11 protein-coding genes, 2 pseudogenes and 1 riboswitch are annotated in these 17,095 nt (G+C 56.7%); of the genes and pseudogenes, 4 read left to right on the top strand and 9 right to left on the bottom strand.

Annotated elements, in window-relative coordinates:
- Positions 1–54: 54 nt before the first annotated feature.
- From AC2FJE_RS03040 to metZ, 5 genes are all read right to left on the bottom strand, one after another.
- Positions 55–1,629 carry a thiamine pyrophosphate-binding protein gene (locus tag AC2FJE_RS03040; RefSeq protein WP_496760619.1) on the bottom strand — a complete coding sequence of 525 codons (1,575 nt, stop codon included), beginning with the start codon at positions 1,627–1,629 and terminating at the stop codon, positions 55–57.
- On the bottom strand, positions 1,629–3,077 hold the full coding sequence (locus AC2FJE_RS03045) for a TrkH family potassium uptake protein (RefSeq protein ID WP_282168562.1): 1,449 nt from the start codon (positions 3,075–3,077) through the stop codon (positions 1,629–1,631). The genes AC2FJE_RS03040 and AC2FJE_RS03045 overlap by 1 nt, the downstream gene beginning before the upstream one ends.
- Before the next feature lie 51 nt (positions 3,078–3,128).
- Positions 3,129–3,854, bottom strand: a complete 726-nt coding sequence (locus tag AC2FJE_RS03050; protein WP_496760620.1) for a hypothetical protein — start codon at positions 3,852–3,854, stop codon at positions 3,129–3,131.
- Between the two features lie 279 nt (positions 3,855–4,133).
- Entirely contained in the window at positions 4,134–5,237 is a 1,104-nt protein-coding gene (gene folE2 / locus AC2FJE_RS03055; RefSeq protein ID WP_496695036.1) for a GTP cyclohydrolase FolE2, read from the bottom strand.
- A gap of 169 nt (positions 5,238–5,406) precedes the next feature.
- The gene (metZ, locus tag AC2FJE_RS03060; protein WP_496760621.1) at positions 5,407–6,597 is read right to left on the bottom strand and encodes an O-succinylhomoserine sulfhydrylase; all 1,191 of its coding nucleotides are present in this window, start codon (positions 6,595–6,597) and stop codon (positions 5,407–5,409) included.
- Between the two features lie 65 nt (positions 6,598–6,662).
- Positions 6,663–6,740: riboswitch (SAM riboswitch) on the bottom strand.
- 121 nt (positions 6,741–6,861) lie between these two features.
- Here metZ and AC2FJE_RS03065 point away from each other — a divergent pair.
- Entirely contained in the window at positions 6,862–7,551 is a 690-nt protein-coding gene (locus AC2FJE_RS03065) for a glutathione S-transferase N-terminal domain-containing protein (RefSeq protein WP_282168565.1), read from the top strand.
- Positions 7,552–7,786: 235 nt separating this feature from the next.
- Positions 7,787–8,434, top strand: coding sequence for a PAQR family membrane homeostasis protein TrhA (gene trhA / locus AC2FJE_RS03070; RefSeq protein WP_496753612.1), 648 nt, complete (start codon positions 7,787–7,789; stop codon positions 8,432–8,434).
- Positions 8,435–8,743: 309 nt separating this feature from the next.
- Here trhA and AC2FJE_RS03075 read toward each other — a convergent pair whose 3' ends face one another.
- The 4 genes and pseudogenes from AC2FJE_RS03075 to AC2FJE_RS03090 form a co-directional block, all read right to left on the bottom strand.
- Positions 8,744–10,771, bottom strand: a complete 2,028-nt coding sequence (locus tag AC2FJE_RS03075) for an oxidoreductase (protein ID WP_496760622.1) — start codon at positions 10,769–10,771, stop codon at positions 8,744–8,746.
- Positions 10,772–10,855: 84 nt separating this feature from the next.
- Positions 10,856–11,551, bottom strand: a pseudogene (locus AC2FJE_RS03080) (tyrosine-type recombinase/integrase).
- Positions 11,552–11,752: 201 nt separating this feature from the next.
- Complete coding sequence (locus tag AC2FJE_RS03085) at positions 11,753–12,535, bottom strand: lysophospholipid acyltransferase family protein (RefSeq protein ID WP_496753609.1); 783 nt, start codon at positions 12,533–12,535, stop codon at positions 11,753–11,755.
- 481 nt (positions 12,536–13,016) lie between these two features.
- Positions 13,017–13,916: a LysR family transcriptional regulator gene (locus AC2FJE_RS03090; protein WP_496753607.1), complete on the bottom strand. Its 900-nt coding sequence runs from the start codon at positions 13,914–13,916 to the stop codon at positions 13,017–13,019.
- A gap of 157 nt (positions 13,917–14,073) precedes the next feature.
- Between AC2FJE_RS03090 and AC2FJE_RS03095 the strand changes: the two genes are divergently transcribed.
- Positions 14,074–15,648 (top strand): arylsulfatase, encoded by a 1,575-nt coding sequence (locus tag AC2FJE_RS03095; protein WP_496760623.1) that lies wholly within the window; start codon positions 14,074–14,076, stop codon positions 15,646–15,648.
- 447 nt (positions 15,649–16,095) lie between these two features.
- Positions 16,096–16,809 (top strand): annotated as a pseudogene (locus tag AC2FJE_RS03100) (TRAP transporter large permease subunit); the annotation flags it as partial.
- Between the last annotated feature and the right edge of the window lie 286 nt (positions 16,810–17,095).

The following is a 17,095-nucleotide window of genomic DNA, read 5'->3' on the forward strand; positions in this document are numbered from 1 at the left end:
TCTGCGCCAAATTGCACAAAGCGACGCTCGTCCGAGCGGCGCTTTTTTTGTTGGCTAAAGGATATCCGGCGTGACACGGATCAGTGTCGGGACCGGGGCCGTAAAGGCGGCTCGGACCGCCTCTTGCATCTCGGGCAAACTGGAGGGCGCAGAGGACAACGCGCCAAAGGCCTGGGCGAGTTTGCAGAAATCCGGGTTCCGCGCGACAACCGCATTTGGGGCGATCTGACCTCGGACCATGCTGTCCTCAATCTCTTTGAGCTTTCCGTTGTCCCAAAGGATAATCGGCAGAGACAGGCCCAGTTCGACTGCTGCACCAAGCTCTTGCATCGTATAGTGAAAACCGTAGTCCCCGGCGATCACCGCTGTAGGCTTACCTCGGCGCGCCACAGCCCCGCCAATTCCGGCCGGCAGCGCATAGCCAAGCGTGCCGAATCCGGTCGGATGGTGCCAGTGATAGGGATAGCCCATATCCCAAACCTCTTTGGCGACATAAGCGAATTGGGTCATGTCAGAATAGATCATGGTGTCGCCGGGCATCGCCGCGCGAAGGGCATCCAGCACCGGGACGATACCCGGTCGTTCCGCATCCACTTCGGCCCGCCAACGGCGGCGCGTGTCAGCGACTTCCTCCGCTGTCCAGCCCGTCGAAGGTTTAACATGGTCGATAGCCGCCCAAAGTGCATGGGCAAAGCTTTCCCCGTCAGCCTGTAATTTCACTGCGGCGCGATGGTGATCGGACAGAACCTTCGGGTCCACATCTATACGCACCAGATTGCCGGTGTGGCCCAATGCATTTCGCCACAGGTCGACCTCGCCCAATTCCGCGCCCACGACGACCACAAGGTCGGCGGAAGCGATAACATCGGCGCTGCCCGGTCGTGGCAACATGGCTCCGTAGTCCAAGGCATAGCCCAACCCCGCCATTCCGCGCCCGGCATACGTGGTAAAACAGGCCGCACCCAACTGCGTCAGGATTTGCCGCCACAGATTCGACCGCGCACCACCACCCAGAATAAACAACGGGCGCCGTGCGATGTTCAGCATGGACATTACCGGAGCCAAGTCCGGCGGCAGAACTTTTGAGCGCAAACCAGGTTGGTTGGGAAACGGTGCCGGATCAGCATCGGCCTCAAGCTGTGCAATCGGCACCTGAATGTGCTTTGGACGTGGACGGCTGAGTTCAAACTCTTCAAACGCCCGCTCGACCAGACCATAAGCGGCCTGAGCGGTATTCGCCTGATGCGACCAGTCAGTCACGGTTTCAGCCGCAGCGCGTTGGTCTTTCATCTGGTGCAACTGCCCGTGCACGCCTTGCGTTTCATCAAGGCACGAGGACATCACCAGCATCGGGACAGAATCCGTATAGGCCTGCCCCATCGGTGTCATGATATTGCACAACCCCGGTCCGGTGATGACATATGCAACACCCGGCTTGCCGGTCGCACGGGCATAGCCGTCGGCCATGAACCCTGCCCCCTGCTCGTGCCGGGCCAGCACATGGGTGATTCCGGCCTCTTCGATCCCGCGATACATTTCCTGATTGTGCACGCCGGGAATACCAAAGATCACATCCACTCCGCGATCCCGCAGCATATGCGAAATCTGCGCACCAAGGGGTCTTTTCATCAATTCCTCCAGAACTGGACAGTGAAGAGTGCATAAACGGCCAAAAGCTCAAGCCGCCCTACCAGCATACCGATTGACAGCAGCCATTTCGCGGTGTCGCTGAGCCCTGCAAAGTTGCCGGCCGGTCCGATTTGATCCCCCAGCCCCGGCCCTACATTGGCCAGCGCTGTGGCTGCACCGGAGACGGCAGTTATGAAATCCAATCCCGTCAGTGCCAGCGCCCAGGCCAGCACGCCCAACGAGAGCACAAAAAACATGAAGAAGCTCATGACCGAGGTCAGGACGTCCGGACCAATCGAACGGCCATCATATTGCGGCTTAAAAACACCATGAGGTGAGCGGATGCGGCGGATCTGGGTCTTAATCGAAGCAAACAGCAGTTGATACCGGAAGATCTTGATAGAACAGGCGGTTGAACCCGCGCAGCCGCCAATCAGACCGATCAGAAAGAACATCATGATCGGGAAACTGCCCCAGCCCATGTAATCTACGCTGGCATACCCGGTACCCGAAATGATCGAGGTGATGTTGAACAGTGATTCCCGAACAGCCTGTTCCCAATGATGCGGGAAAACGGAGGTCAGAAAGACCGCCATAATGACCACCAGCACAAGAATGGTCGCCAGAAAGGTCCGTATCTGGCTGTCGCGGAAAATGGACCTCGTATTGCCATTGGCGAATTGGACGTAACGAACAAACGGCAGTGCCGCGAGGATCATGAAGACTGCGGCCGCATATTCTGCCGGGCCGGAAAACGTGCCAAAGGACGCGTCATAATTTGAAAACCCGCCCGTTGAGATCGTCGTCAGCGCGTGCACCACGGCATCAAAAAAGCCCATCCCCAGACCTGCATAGACCAGCGCGCAAACAATCGTCAGAAAGACGTAGATCAGGGAAATCTGGCCCGCGATCTCTTGCGCACGCGGCAGAATTTTCCCCATGGTTTCAAATCCTTCCGAGCGGAAGATTTGCATCCCCCCGACGCGAAGCTCGGGCAAGAAGACCATGGCCACGACGATGATGCCGATGCCGCCCAGCCATTGCAGCAGGCCACGCCAAAGCAGCAACCCCTGTGGCAGGTTATCGAGGCCGGAAATCACGGTCGAGCCTGTCGTCGTCAGGCCCGACATCGCCTCGAAATACGCATCGACAAAGCGCAGTTCGGTCTCGCCGAACAGAAACGGGATGGCGCCAAAAAACGGCAGTGCGACCCAGACCCCTGTGGTCAGCAAAAAGGTCTGACGGATCGTCAGACCTTCGCCCACCCCGTTCGAGCAGCTCATCGCCAGAATGACGCCGGTCAGAATCGTGATGACGCCGCTTTCCAGAAAAACGTGCCATTCGCCCCGGCCTTCGATGAAGTCCGCAAGCATAGGCAGCAGCATGGTCGCCCCAAGAATGGCGACCAATAGGCCAATCACATATCCAACCGGGCGCATATCCGTCATGAGGCGCAGCGTTGGCGCGCCTGCACGACTGTGTCAAGCCGGTGTCGGGTTTTACCCGTCCGTTTTGCGTGCCGTTGTTGGCATCGCGGGCGGATTAGACGGGGCGCGCGGGCGACGCGCCGCAGCTTCCTGTGCCACCTCGGGCTTTGCAGCATCGGCTTTTGCAGGCACAGGCTGCGCTGAGACCGGCTTGGCAGGTGCAGGTTTCGCCGCGACCGGCTTGGGTGCGGTTGGTTTGGCCGGTGTCTTTGGCACTGTGGTGTTCGCTGCCACAGGTTTCGGCTTGGCAACCGCTGCCGGTTTTGGCGCAGGTGTTTTTCTAGCAACGGCAGGCTTTGGTTTGGCTGCCGCTGCGGGTTTGGCCGCTGGCTGCCCTTTGGCGACGGCAGGCTTGGCGGCAGGCTTTTCTGCAACTTCGGTCGATTTGGCTGCAACCAGAGTGGGTTTGGTTACAGCAGCCACCGTTTTGGTCGCGGTCAACTTGGGTGATTCGACCTTAGGTTTTGCGGCGGCTTTCTTGCGGGCTACAGGCTTGGGCTTGGCCACCACCGCAGGTTTTGCCTTGGCAACCGATTTGGCCTTCGGCGCGGGTTTTGCCGAGGGTGCAGCCGGGGCCGGAGCAGCAGCCGACGCGTGCAAGGCACTAACCGACACAAACGGCAGCTCCATCGCCGAACGGGTCAAAATCTGCATAATTTTCATTTGGTTGCTAACCGCATAGCCGGCCACTCGGATGGCCGCAGCCTGAAATTCCAGCGGTTGGGAAATTGGATTCATACTTTAGTTCTCCTCTGAAAGCGATGCAGCCTGCAAAAGAGTGAATTGAGCTGCCCGTCCCGATTTTTCGGGCGGATCAAGCAGTCACGAAGTCCTGAGCGTCGCACGTCTCAGCTTCCTTTCAGAATGGCAGACGCACGAACAGAAATTCGCCTGCCACGGCTGCATTCCACAGCAGTGTTACTTGAATGACCGTGCAAATGCAGCATGAATTGCCGCGCTGCGGCGGAAAACCGCTCTTGGTCTAAAAATGATACTTTATTGATCCACCCTGCCCCGTCACCCGACGTGGAACAGGGTGGTGAACAGCCGCGGGTCCAGGCTGGGTGACACAAAGGTCGGACCTTCGGTCAGAACCGACACCGCATCGTGGCTGTGCAGGCTTTCCTGGTGGCTTGCGACCACGCGGAAATCGCCGATATGGTGATCGGCCAGCAATTCGGCACAGAACAAACGGGCAGCGTCTTCGACAAAGATCGGATTGGCCGCGTTAAGCTCGGCAAATGCCTGTTCATCCTCGCGTTTGACCATCACCTGCGTTTCTGTCGGAACGGCACGGCGGCACATGGCAATCAGATCCTCGAACCAAAGGCAATCCGCGTCGCAATCGACCACAACAGAAATCCGCGCCACTGAGCGTTGCGAATGCGGTGTGGCCAGCTGTCCACGTGTTGCGCGTGCGTGCTCGCTGAGTTCCAGCGAACAGGGACATGTTGAGGAATAGACATAGTCCAGATGCATGATCTTCTGGCGCACTCCGCCCTGTTCAACCAGCTCAAGTGCTATGTCGTAATACTGGTATCCTTCCAAACCGGACCGCAGGCTTTGCACACGGTCGGGATAGGAAAACCGCATCTGGATACGGGCGTCAAAGCTGTCCAGATCAGTCATATAGTCATCCAGCGCGGCCTCCATGACCTCAAAGCTGAACGTACGCTCGGCGTGTTTGTAAAACGAGCGCATGATCCGGGACATGTTGATGCCCTTCTTTTCGGCATCCAGACTGACAGTCCCGGTCACCGAGGTCTCAAGCGTCAAGTCATCGCCGCGCTTGCGATGAAAGCGGATCGGCAGGCGGAAGTTCGAGATACCAACATGCTGGATTTGTTGCTTTGCGCCCCGGATCAAGCTGGACGGGCCATTCTGCAGGTCCGGCAAGGTCGCACGATACGCGCTGTCGACCGTGAACCCATCAGGGTATTCGCGCGACAGGGACGGATAATTCACGGGCACCAGACCAGGCACAAGGCGCGCAATCGCCGGATCGAGCTGGCTGATCTCGGCCTCGGTTGCGGACTCGGCCCATTTGCGCAGCGTCTTCAGAGCGGCTGCGGCTTCGTCATTGTCGGGCGTGTCCTCAATGTCGCGGGGGTGCACGTTCATCGATCGGGTTCCTCGGTTGGTCGCCGAACCTTGTTTGTATTCGGCTTGCTTTCCAGTGTAGCTTTATACGCTGAAAAACACAGCCCGGATCGAAATTCGGCGAAAATCGCATGACTTACGTCATTTTCACCTAGTTTCGACCCGGTTGTCAGTAAACCGCTGCCGTTAGTTAACGTTGCGACACGTCCAGCGCATGCTTGATGTCTGCAAGCAGATCGCCCGCATCCTCCAATCCTACGGAAAAGCGGATCAGGCCCGGTGTAATGCCCAATTCGTCCTTCTGATCGTCACTCAGACGCTGGTGCGTTGTTGTGGCCGGATGTGTCGCGATTGACTTGGCATCGCCCAGATTGTTCGAAATGACAGGGATCGTCAGCGCGTTCAGGAACGCAAACGCTGCGTCCTTGCCGCCCTTGATGTCCAGTGACAGAACTGTTCCGCCCTTGCCGCCCAATTGGGCTTGGACCAATGCGTTTTGCGCATGGGTTCTCAGACCCGGATAAAGCGTCCGTTCCAGCGCCAGATGCCCCTCAAGCGCTTCTGCAATGGTCTGTGCCGTATCTGCCTGAGCGTTAACGCGCAGCGCCATCGTTTCCAGACCTTTCAGCATGACCCAAGCGTTGAACGGGCTCAGCGCACCACCGGTGTGTTTCAGATAGGGCTCAACCGTACCCCGGATGAAATCCTTGGTGCCAATGATGACGCCGCCCAAAGCACGCCCCTGCCCGTCGATATGTTTGGTCGCGGAATAGACCACGACATCCGCCCCCTGTTCGATCGCGCGCGAAAAAACCGGTGTGGAAAACACATTGTCCACGATGACAAGCGCGCCAACCGCATGGGCCAGTTTGGCAACCGCCTCGATATCAATGACCTCAAGCGTCGGGTTTGACATCGATTCAAAGAAAACCGCCTTGGTCTCAGGGCGGATCGCCGCCTTCCAGGCGTCCAGATCGGTGCCATCAACAAAAGTGACGTCCACACCATAACGGGAAAGGATGTTTTCGAGGATATACAGACAGGACCCGAACAATGCCTTGGCCGACACCACATGGTCGCCAGCCTGCAACATCGAGGTCAGCGCCGCGTTCACCGCAGCCATGCCGGATGCTGTGGCAAACGCGTCCTCGCCACCTTCCAGCGCCGCGATGCGCTGTTCGAACATCGAAACGGTCGGGTTGCCATAGCGGGCATAAATGAACTCATCCGGGCCGGATTCGATGAACCGCGCCTCGGCTTGTTCGGCTGTCTCATAGACAAAGCCCTGTGTCAGAAAAATTGCTTCGCTGACTTCGTTGTATTGGCTGCGACGGATGCCGCCATGGACGGCTTGGGTGCGTTTGTTCCAGCTCTCGCTCATCTCATTCCTCTCGACCCTTGTCTGGCAAGGGCATCAAAAAAACCCCAGACGCGGTCAAGCGAAAGGGGCCTTTCATCCTGACCTTTTAGCGGTGTTGTTTAGCGTGGCCCGCAATCCGGTAACAAATCGCCACGTAGCTTCTGCGATGCAAATACGCCGCGTGTACTTGGCCGTCAAGCCCGGTTGCCCTGTGTCACGCTTTCGTAACCGCCTCTTGCCGATTGCGCAGAATACCGCATGATCGCCTCAACCTGAGGAGGCACAATGATCGATCTGTATTTCTGGCCCACGCCGAATGGCTGGAAGGCGTCCATCGCTTTGGAAGAGATGGACCTTCCCTACACGACCCACCTGATCAATATCGGCAAGGGTGATCAGTTCGACCCCGAGTTCCTGAAAATTGCGCCCAACAACCGGATGCCTGCCATCGTTGACCCGGACGGCCCGGATGGCGCACCTATCTCGGTGTTCGAAAGCGGCGCGATCCTGATGTATCTCGCCCGCAAGACCGGGCGCTTTTATGGCAAAACCGAACGTGACCGGATCGCCGTCGAGGAATGGCTGATGTGGCAAATGGGCGGCGTCGGCCCAATGGCCGGTCAGGCGCATCACTTCCTGAAATACGCGCCAAACCTCGAGCCACCGCAGGACCTGCCCTATGCCAAAGACCGCTACCGCGCCGAAGTCGGGCGGCTGTACGGAGTATTGGACCGGCGGTTGGCCGAAAATGAATACGTCGCGGGCGATTTCTATTCCATCGCGGATATGTCGATCTGGGGCTGGGCAAGCCTGTGGGAAGGGCAACAACAGGTGTTGGAGGACAAACCGCACTTTGCCCGGTGGCTTGAGACAGTAAGTGCCCGTCCGGGCGTTCAATCCGGGCGCGCGTTACACGCCGAGCTGCGCGGCGATCACAGGGACAAGCAGGCGCAGGGAGTGTTGTTTAAGCGTTAAGGCACGTTGTTCCAATGTCCTCTATGAGCCCAGCGCCGACCTTGACCGATGCTTTTTACTTGGCTCGTGCAGCACTCGCGAACAACACAAACTGGACGTTGGACATATTGAAGAACAAAGGCGAGATAGAGGACGGGGCAGTCATCTGTCGTAGAGCCGAGAACTGACGCGCCGGAAGCATAGACACTCCACGCGTCTGGATGTAGCGCGAGACAAACCTTTGCCCGGAACCAAAATGACGGAAACGACATATCCTAGCCCTATCCGATCGCACCGCCATGCCGACATTGCCGTCCATGCGTTCGGGCAGGTAGCGATCCTGACGGCCGGGGGAGTACTTCTTTCAAAATCAATCCTCGGCCTCGAACCTAAACTGGTTCTCGCGGTTGTGGTTTACGTTCTTTGTGCGCTGTCATCCAACTTAGCATCCGTCGCCTATCACTTTTCCACGTGGCACCACGGGCGCAAGCTGATGCGGCGCATTGATCACGCAGCGATCTACCCCAGCATCTCGGGCACCTTCACACCGTTTTTCGTCTTGGCAGGCACGACATGGACGATGGCCTTGCTGTGGATTTGTTGGGGGCTGACAGCCGTGGCCATCTGGAACAAGATCACGAACGAAGCGGTCAAGTCACGATGGTCAACTGCATCCTACCTTGGACTGGGCGCAATTGGGTTGAGCGCCCTTCCAGACCTCACGAATGTACCCATCACAACATTGTGGTGCATTTTGGCTGGGTCCTCCGCCTACGTCATTGGAACGGTTTTTTACGCCCAAAAAACTATGCCTTATCGGTATGCTGTTTGGCACACATGGGTGAATATTGGCGGAGCGCTGATGTTTGCGGGCATATGGATCGCCCTATCCACTCAATGGTAGATTTTGTAGAGGCAGGGACTAACAGTTTCGCAACCGGTATGTTGGATAATGCCGCGGAATAATAGGTCTGCTTTGGGCTTATAGGACCTGTTATGTCTCACCGCAGAGAACGGCTGCGTTGAGCCCTTAAGGAGCGATGCAAAGTCCGCTATGCGGATGAATCCGCCCTTCGATCTTCTGGCACTTAGGTCAACTATTTGCTCTTCGCAGCCGCTGAAAAAAACACCACCAGCCGAGAGCGGAAATTCGCTGCGTTCCGTCTGAACGTCCGCTTTCGCAGCAACTGATGAAAGATACTCCGAGCGCAGTTCAGGCTAAACAGCAAATACGCAAAGCGTCTAGAATCGCGGCGTGCATATTGCGGCCTGCGATCGCGTCACCAATTCGAGCCAGATAGAACTGGCCATCCGGCTCTTCGTCACTGAACGGGAATGAGCCATTGATCAGCGCCTTGTGATCGACCTGCCCAAGGTTTCGCGAACCTGGCTTTAGATCGTGATAGAGCGCGTCCGTCGGGATTAGACCATGTTCGACAACCACGTGGTCGACAAGACGCTTGGTGATATCACCGGTCAAGATATTGCGCAGGCTGGCGCACACCCGGTTTCCCTCTTGGCTTAGAGCACCGAGTTCGTGGAGGCAGGTAAAGGTCACCCCGTTTGCTGCCAGATCGCGCAAAGCAACGGCAGAGGTCGTTGGGCCAAGGTCATGCAGAAGCGCACGGTCGGGGGTCACAAGTTCGACGCTGTGGCCGGCCCTTGCCAACGTGTCGGCCGTGACTGCCGCGGGATGGTCTCCAACCTCGTCGAACAACAGAACTTCGCCCGAGACACGTGCTTCTCCGGACAGAACCTCCCAGCTGGAGAGCGCCAGATCGCCGCCCGGAATGGATAATGGCTCGGGCCATCCGCCGGTAGCAACTATGACCAACTCCGGGAGTTCTCTTAGCACGTCACTGGCCTCGACATAGGTATTCATGCGGAGATCAACATTGAGGGCGGTCACCTCGGAAATCAACCAATCGGCAACACCCCATACCTGCCTACGTGTCCCCCCCTTGGCTGCCAAAACAAGCTGCCCGCCCAGTCGATCTGATGCCTCGAACAAAACCACATCGTGACCGCGCAAGGCACTGACCCGCGCCGCCTCCAGCCCACCAGGCCCGCCACCGACGACAACCACCTTCTTTCGGGTGCGGCTGGCAGGAATAACATGGGGTAAAGTTTGCTCCCGCCCGGTGGCGGCATTGTGTCCGCACACGGCAGGCTTGCCCTGATTGACGCGGTCTACGCAATACCCGAGACCAACACAGGTGCGGATACGTTTCTCTTCCCCGCGCGCCAGTTTTGCGACCAGATAAGGATCAGCCATTTGGGCGCGCGTCATGCCCACAAGATCGACATGACCGCCGGTAACCGCGTGTCGGGCCGTTGCAATGTCCGCGATGCCGCCTGCATGCAGGATCGGCAAGTTGACGGCTTCGCGGATGCGCCCGGCCACAGTAATATGCGGGGCAGCTGGCAGACCCATTGGGCGCACCCATTCAGCAAGACCAAGGTCATCGTAGGGCGCCCCGACCAGGATGTTGAGCAGGTCGACATGGCCACTGTCTTCCAGCATCCGGGCGGCGGCAACGCAATCCGCCGCGCTAAGCCCGCCCTCTATCAACTCATCGCCGGTGATACGCATGGACAGTATGAACTTTGGACCAACCTCTGCGCGCACCGCATCCAAAACCTGCAGGGTGAGGCGCATGCGGTTTTTCAACGTTCCACCAAAGGCATCGTCGCGTTGGTTGGTAAGCGGAGAAAGAAACTGGCCCAGCAAATGCGAATGGGACAGAAGCTCGATTCCGTCGAACCCGCCCTGCTGACAACGTCGCGCCGCAGCGGCAAAATCGCAGACCACTCGTTCAATGTCCTCTTGTTCCATTGCTTTGGGAAAGGCACGGTGCGCGCGCTCGCGCACGCCGGATGGCGCCAAAACCGGCAGCCAATGACCGTCATCCCAAGCGGTTCGACGCCCCATATGGGTGATCTGGCACATGACCGCGGCCCCGTGCGTGTGAACGCCATCCGTAAGCTTCCGGAACCACGGAATGATACTGTCATTGCCAGCATAGAGCTGGCCAAAAACCGAAGGGCTGTCGGGGGCAATATTGGTTGACCCGCCGATCATGGTCAGGGCTACACCCCCCTTAGCCTTCTCTTCGTGATACAGCCTGTATCGGTCTCGAGGGTGACCGTCTTCGACATAGTTGGGTGCATGAGATGTACTGACGATGCGGTTGCGCAGCGTCAGGTGCTTGAGCTGAAACGGATCAAGTAGTTTCGCCATGATCAACTCCCTTCGGTAACCACACATAGCCCCGGGTCGGGCCCGTTTGCCGCCTTCTGTGACTGACGACGTTTGCTGTCAAAGTTATGCTACTTGGGAAGTACGAGGAGAGAGTTCACTAATTCCGACACTGATCCACAAAATGACGACCAGACTAAGAAATGCAATTGCAGTAACTTCTTGGGACAAGGGAGACCGGACTGTACCGTTCATCTTGGTATGGCCTAGCAAGAGCTGGACCGCTTTGAGGTTGCCGGTTTTCTCCTAGATTTGGGTGACTTTCTTGCGCCTCATTGAATGGGTTCCGTTTGCGCTTGCTTCCAGGCCGATCGATGTAAACTTTCCTCGAACAATCCGCGCATATTTGACGCGTCGAGATGTGTGATCTTTCGTGGAATCCGCCAGGCCAAAGGTATTCTGAATCGGCCATGAGTTCATCTTCCATCCATTTCTGGACAGAGGCACGGGTGCCCTCGGCATCTCAAAGCGCACAGGTTTCTGCGTCTTGCTTTGCAGTACGAAAGTGCGTGCCTTGATCTGCCCCGATGACATAACATCGACCATCTTCACCAGATCACTGCAGCGAATCTTGCTGTCGATTGCCATGTTGAAGAGTGCAAGATCGCGATTGTTGCCGACAAGCTCGAGGCGAATTCGGATTGCCCAGGCGTGTTTTGGTTTGAGCGGGTGCTTTTGACCAACGATACGGCCTTCGTTCCAGGCTGGGTGAAGTGCCCGAATGACAGGTAAGATTGGTGTTCCCGTGACTGATCCTCCGATCCGCCATGCCCAGCCACAACGACAACCCGACTTTGACGCGGTCCAATATCACAGGATGCCGCGATTGCTCCGAGGTCCTCTCAGAGCCCGTTTTTCCAAATGCTGCAATGCGTCAGGGTGACTAGGATGGGCGCAAAGCTGACAATGAGCAGTATCGTTCCAGTCATTCGTCCAGCGCTGCGCAAAATGAGCCTTCAAGAACTACCGACCTACCAAATCATCAAAAACTGCCATCATGTCGCTTCTCAGGCGTGCGACATCCTCGTCCACTGATGCGGAAAGATCGCATTCGAATGAGGGCAAGACCTCGACGCGGATCGTTCCGCTTTTGGGTAAGTGTTTGCCGCGGGGCAGCAGGCGGTCCGAGGCGTGGATGACGATGGGCCGTATTGTACGGCCAGTAGCGCGCGCAGCCATCACCGCACCCGCCTTAAACGCCCCAAGACTTTCAGACTTAGTGCGCGTGCCCTCAGGGAAAAGCACGACTGAGCAGCGCGCGGGCATTGCGTGCACGGCAGCCGTGAGTGTTTCGAGCGCCACCGTGCCGCTTTTGCGGTCAATCTCCACCAGGCCCGCGCCTTTAAATCCTCGGCGCAGGAGGGCTGCGTCGCACAGTTCCTTTTTGGCAGCGAAGGTGATCCACTTGGCGTCGGGCACCACGTCCATCAGAACAAAGCCATCTAGGTGGCTGCGGTGATTGATCACGATGATGCTGCCGGTGTCGACGGCCAGCGTGGCCCTGTCGGCCTCTGTAATGTCTGTCCGGATGCTCAACAGCCATAAGAGTCGCGAACATGCGCGTTTGACTTGCCGCCAGTACCAACCGCGAAAGCCTCGCCGTTTACCGCAAAGCAGGGGAACAAAGGCGATGAAGAAGAAATAGAAGGGACCCATCAGGAACAACGCGGCGCGCTTTATGGCGCGCAGGCCTGCCTGGTCTGTGGCCGCTGGAGCGGCCCGTAAGTTCGGAGGTTGGAGTGACATGGGTCCCCGTTGCGCATGCTGTCTGCCGGGGGAAGTTCACTAGGACCCTTCGCTTGGCTTTCGCTGCCTGCCCTTTGAGCGCGTGGCCCGACAAGCACCCTGCGCCCCACCTCTATGGGGCAATGGGCGGGTCCAATCAATAGAAAGTCAGATATTGGCGATTGGCTTCAATGGCTGGTTTGAGATCAATGTGTTCATTCGATTTTATGCTGTGAGCGCAGGCCGCATCAAATATTCTGCAACTGTGTAGTTCCTGGTCCCGCCATGCGGCGGAGAAGTCAGCCGTTCGGTCGGCCTGCAGCGATTGTAGGACTGCGAATTCGCGCAGTACGCAGCAATGCCGCCATTGGCCATTTTCAATCAAAAGCCGCTCTGCGGTGTAATGCGAAACTTTGGCAAGCTAGCTGAGCTCGCGAAAACGTCTTAGTCGAACCACGATACGTCCCAGTTGGGCGTCTTTTATTGTTCTTCACATCACTGGTCACGCCCGGTGTTTGGCCAGTTCACTCCAACACAGTTCAAGAGCAGTCGACGTGTTTTGGGACTTGCGCGCCGCGCAGATGTTCCATGAAAGGCTCTGCTTCATCGAAACAGGTTTGACTTTCTTTGTGCTGATCAGTTCTGAAAAAGTGTCTGGCATCCCTCCCACGATATAGTCTGGCTCTGCCAATAATCCGGTCAGAAAGTTGTAGTCGTCGCATTCAATATTCGGCTGGGCATTGACCTTATTGACCGCATCGGTGTTGCCGCCAAGTGACTTTATCAGGGTCGCTCTCCAGTGTTTATGAAGATGCGGTGATGCAAAGGGAAAGTCGAAAACACCTGCCATTGTTTGTGGGCCGCGTTGGTGAATTTCATGATCGGGGTGCGCAACAAACTGAATTTGCCGTTTTTCCATCACCATGATTTCGACATTGTCGGCATCCGGTGTGTAGGTCAGATCGCCCAGAAACACATCGAACTGCCCCGCTTGCAACAAGTCGAGCGGACGCGCGTAAGCGCTCACCAGTATTCTGAATCGAAGGTCGGGCATTACCTGCCGCACAGATCGCAGGACGGGCACGATCAGAGATCTTGTGGTCAAAGGCCCGCAACCGATCAGAAAAGTGCCAGGTCCGGCGTCACGCAAACTGGCGACACGCGTCGCATAGCGATCCAGGTCTTGCCGCAGAGCCTTAGCGATAGGCAAAAACTCCTGCCCCGCCCGCGTCAGCGTACTGCTGTTGCGCCTTCGATGAAACAGCACGAGCCCTGCATGGTCCTCGGCTTGCCCGATATAGCGGGAAAACGACGCGTTGGAGACACCCATCACGCGGGCCGCGTGTTGGAAGCTGCCAGTTTCAGCCAAAGTGAGAAAGGCGGTTAATGCGTTTTCATTCATCGTACGGTCAATATCATCTCAGTTATCGGTTTTTAACTTTCATAATGTGAAATCCTAGTAAAGCTTTGTTGCAGCATTAAAGTTTCGACCGTTATCCCTGATGAACCTTCCGATATTCCCAGCATCGGTATCGCCTTCCACTTCCACAGAGGTCAAAATGTTCAACCTTCGATCCATTGCGTTTTCGGCAACGGTGGCCACAGCTTCGGTCTGTGCTACGTCTGTTTTGGCCGAAACCGACCAACCCAATATCCTTGTCATCATGGCCGACGATGTGGGATGGGCCAGTCTTGGCAGCTATCATCAGGGGGTTAAAAGCATCAAAACCCCCAATCTCGATCAACTGGCAGCGGATGGCATGCGCCTGACGGATTATTATGCTCAGCCAAGCTGCACGGCGGGGCGTTCGGCCTTTATCACCGGGCAGTTGCCGGTTCGTACCGGAATGCATACCGTCGGCCTACCCGGAGACCCCGAAAAGGGTCTGAGTGATGACGATCCCACCTTGGCCAACATGCTGAAATCCTTGGGTTACACGACCGGCCAATTCGGTAAGAACCATTTGGGCGATATGAACAAGTTTCTGCCAACAGTGAAAGGCTTTGATGAATATTGGGGTTGGCTCTATCACTTGAACGCGATGGAATACACGTCTGACCCGGACTGGCCCAAAGATCAGAAATTCAACGACACTTTTGGTCCTCGGAATATCATCCACGCTTATGCGACAGATACGGTTGATGAAACGGTAGACCCGCGCTGGGGTCTGGTCGGCAAGCAACGCATCATCGACGATGGCCCCGCTCCGCCTGAACGGCAAAAGACGCTGGATGACGAAGTGACGGCCCATACACTGGGCTTCATCAACCGCGCGGTTGAAAGTAACACTCCGTTCTTTGTCTGGATGGCACCAGCGCGTGCGCATGTCTGGACACACCTGAGCCCTGAATACGAAGACATGCTCGGCGATGGGCGCGGGCTGCAAGATGTGGTGATGAAGGAACTTGACGACAACGTAGGAAAAGTCATGGCTCGGCTGGAAGAACTGGGCGTTTCCGACAATACGATTGTTGTATTCACGTCCGACAACGGCCCCGAAACCATGACTTGGCCCGACGGGGGAACAACGCCGTTCCACGGTGAAAAGGGCACGACCTGGGAAGGCGGTTTCCGCGTGCCTGCCATTATTCGCTGGCCCGGGAAAGTTCCCGCCGGAACTGTGAGTAATGGCATCTTTGCCGGGCTCGACTGGATGCCAACCCTGGTCGCGGCTGCTGGTGGACCGGATGACTTGCCGGATGCTTTGTTACAGGGTCACGAAGGCTATCAGGTGCATCTTGATGGTTACAATCAGTTGTCGTTCTTGACCGGCGCAAGCGACAGCAGTCGCGAAGAAATCGTCTACTACGAGGGGCCGGACCTGCAGGCCGTACGTCACGGTGACTGGAAAGCGCATTTCACAATTCAAACCGAAGGGTGGGCTGGACCCAAAGAGGAACTGAATGCTCCGCTTCTATTCAACTTGCGCCGTGATCCTTATGAAAAGGCGGCCGAGGAGTCGGGGATGTATACCCGGTGGATGGGCAACAAAATGTGGGCCTTCGGTCCTGCGGCTAAGATCGTTCAGAACCACCTGTCTACGTTCAAGGACTATCCTCCGCGGGGATCGGACATAACCAATCAAACTCACGTGGAAGAACAAATCTCGACCGAAGGCGGGATGTCACAGTAAAAATGCTATATTAGGGAGGCATCCAATGGTGCCTCCCGATCTTCGCAATCGAGTACGGGAAAATACCTGCGCACGTGGGTCCGCTTTGATACCTTGCCCGGCCACTCGCGTATGCCGCAGCATCAAAAAGTCTGGGCTCGATGCTGATGTGGGAGCAGTCGCGGCAACATTTCGACTGCCCCACCTGGATCAGGTTTGGATCGGTTCTTACGGCGCGCGCTCACTCCGCCGTTCGCCATGCCAGAACAGTTCTTTATCGTCCGTGCGGCATCGGGCCGTTTTGAGCTCTTTTTTTTTGAGGCTGCAGTGCGCACGAAGGGCAAAAGTCCCCGGATTACTGCTATTCGTGACCGGACGGGAAATCCAAACCAAACTTGACGAACGACCCAAACTCGCCAGGTCGCAATAAGCAAATTCGCTTCACCACATGAGTTTCTGGTAAACACGTTTCACCCCACCGAAGCCGCCGCTGTGGCCGCAATCTATGCCTTCTTCATCGCCACCTTTGTCTACAAAGACATGGGGCCACTCGCCGCCCCCAAAACCCGTAGCCTGTTCGCCGCCGCTGTGATCGAAGACGCGCCTGCTGGCCCACGCATTCCCCTGAAGAGCAAGCCTTGGGCAGTTTTCACCGCGATTGTGCATCCGGACACTCAAAAGACCTTGTTTGATGCCGGCAAACTGACGATCACACCGCTGTTTGTGATCGCCAACGCGCTGATCCTGAAACACGTGTTGATGGATGAGCAAATCCCGCAACAGGTCGCCAATGCGATGCTGTCGGCGGGCTTTGGGCCTGTGATGTTCCTGGTCGTCGTAAACATCGTCCTGCTTATCGGTGGTCAGTTCATGGAACCCTCGGGCCTCTTGGTCATCGTGGCGCCTCTGGTGTTACCGATTGCCATCGAGTTAGGCATCGACCAGATCCATCTGGGTATCATCATGGTGGTCAACATGGAGATCGGCATGATCACCCCGCCGGTCGGCCTGAACCTCTTCGTCACCTCGGGCGTTGCCGGAATGCCGATGATGAGCGTGGTCAAAGCAGCCCTGCCGTTCCTGGCCGTGCTGTTCGTGTTCCTGATCATCGTTACCTATGTTCCGTTCCTATCTACATTCCTGCCCAATTCGTTCATGGGACCGGAAATCATAACCCAGTGACGCGGAAGGCGCTGGTCAAGTCTTAGGGGTGTTGTGAAGCGAACCCAGGGGGTGTTGATGTTAAACCGACCAAGGTCCGCTTAGTCCGCACAGCAAACATCGGCGCTCCTTATTGTAAACTGTCCATGGGTTTCTATCGCTCTCTACTTCCCACCATTTGTTCTGAAGTAGTAGAGGTAAGCCTAAGCTATGAACACCAATGAAAAAGCTAAGTCGACACCGAGATAAGAAGCACCAGTTGCCAACCTGACTACAACCATGGCCGCAACCATCACGCACAAAACCG

The organism is Ruegeria sp. CDSC002, from assembly GCF_059610905.1.

Coding starts and splice junctions, on each gene's coding strand:
- AC2FJE_RS03040 (WP_496760619.1), bottom strand. CDS start 1,629: ATGAAAAGACCCCTTGGTGCGCAGATTTCGCATATGCTGCGGGATCGC.
- AC2FJE_RS03045 (WP_282168562.1), bottom strand. CDS start 3,077: ATGACGGATATGCGCCCGGTTGGATATGTGATTGGCCTATTGGTCGCC.
- AC2FJE_RS03050 (WP_496760620.1), bottom strand. CDS start 3,854: ATGAATCCAATTTCCCAACCGCTGGAATTTCAGGCTGCGGCCATCCGA.
- folE2 (WP_496695036.1), bottom strand. CDS start 5,237: ATGAACGTGCACCCCCGCGACATTGAGGACACGCCCGACAATGACGAA.
- metZ (WP_496760621.1), bottom strand. CDS start 6,597: ATGAGCGAGAGCTGGAACAAACGCACCCAAGCCGTCCATGGCGGCATC.
- AC2FJE_RS03065 (WP_282168565.1), top strand. CDS start 6,862: ATGATCGATCTGTATTTCTGGCCCACGCCGAATGGCTGGAAGGCGTCC.
- trhA (WP_496753612.1), top strand. CDS start 7,787: ATGACGGAAACGACATATCCTAGCCCTATCCGATCGCACCGCCATGCC.
- AC2FJE_RS03075 (WP_496760622.1), bottom strand. CDS start 10,771: ATGGCGAAACTACTTGATCCGTTTCAGCTCAAGCACCTGACGCTGCGC.
- AC2FJE_RS03085 (WP_496753609.1), bottom strand. CDS start 12,535: ATGTCACTCCAACCTCCGAACTTACGGGCCGCTCCAGCGGCCACAGAC.
- AC2FJE_RS03090 (WP_496753607.1), bottom strand. CDS start 13,916: ATGAATGAAAACGCATTAACCGCCTTTCTCACTTTGGCTGAAACTGGC.
- AC2FJE_RS03095 (WP_496760623.1), top strand. CDS start 14,074: ATGTTCAACCTTCGATCCATTGCGTTTTCGGCAACGGTGGCCACAGCT.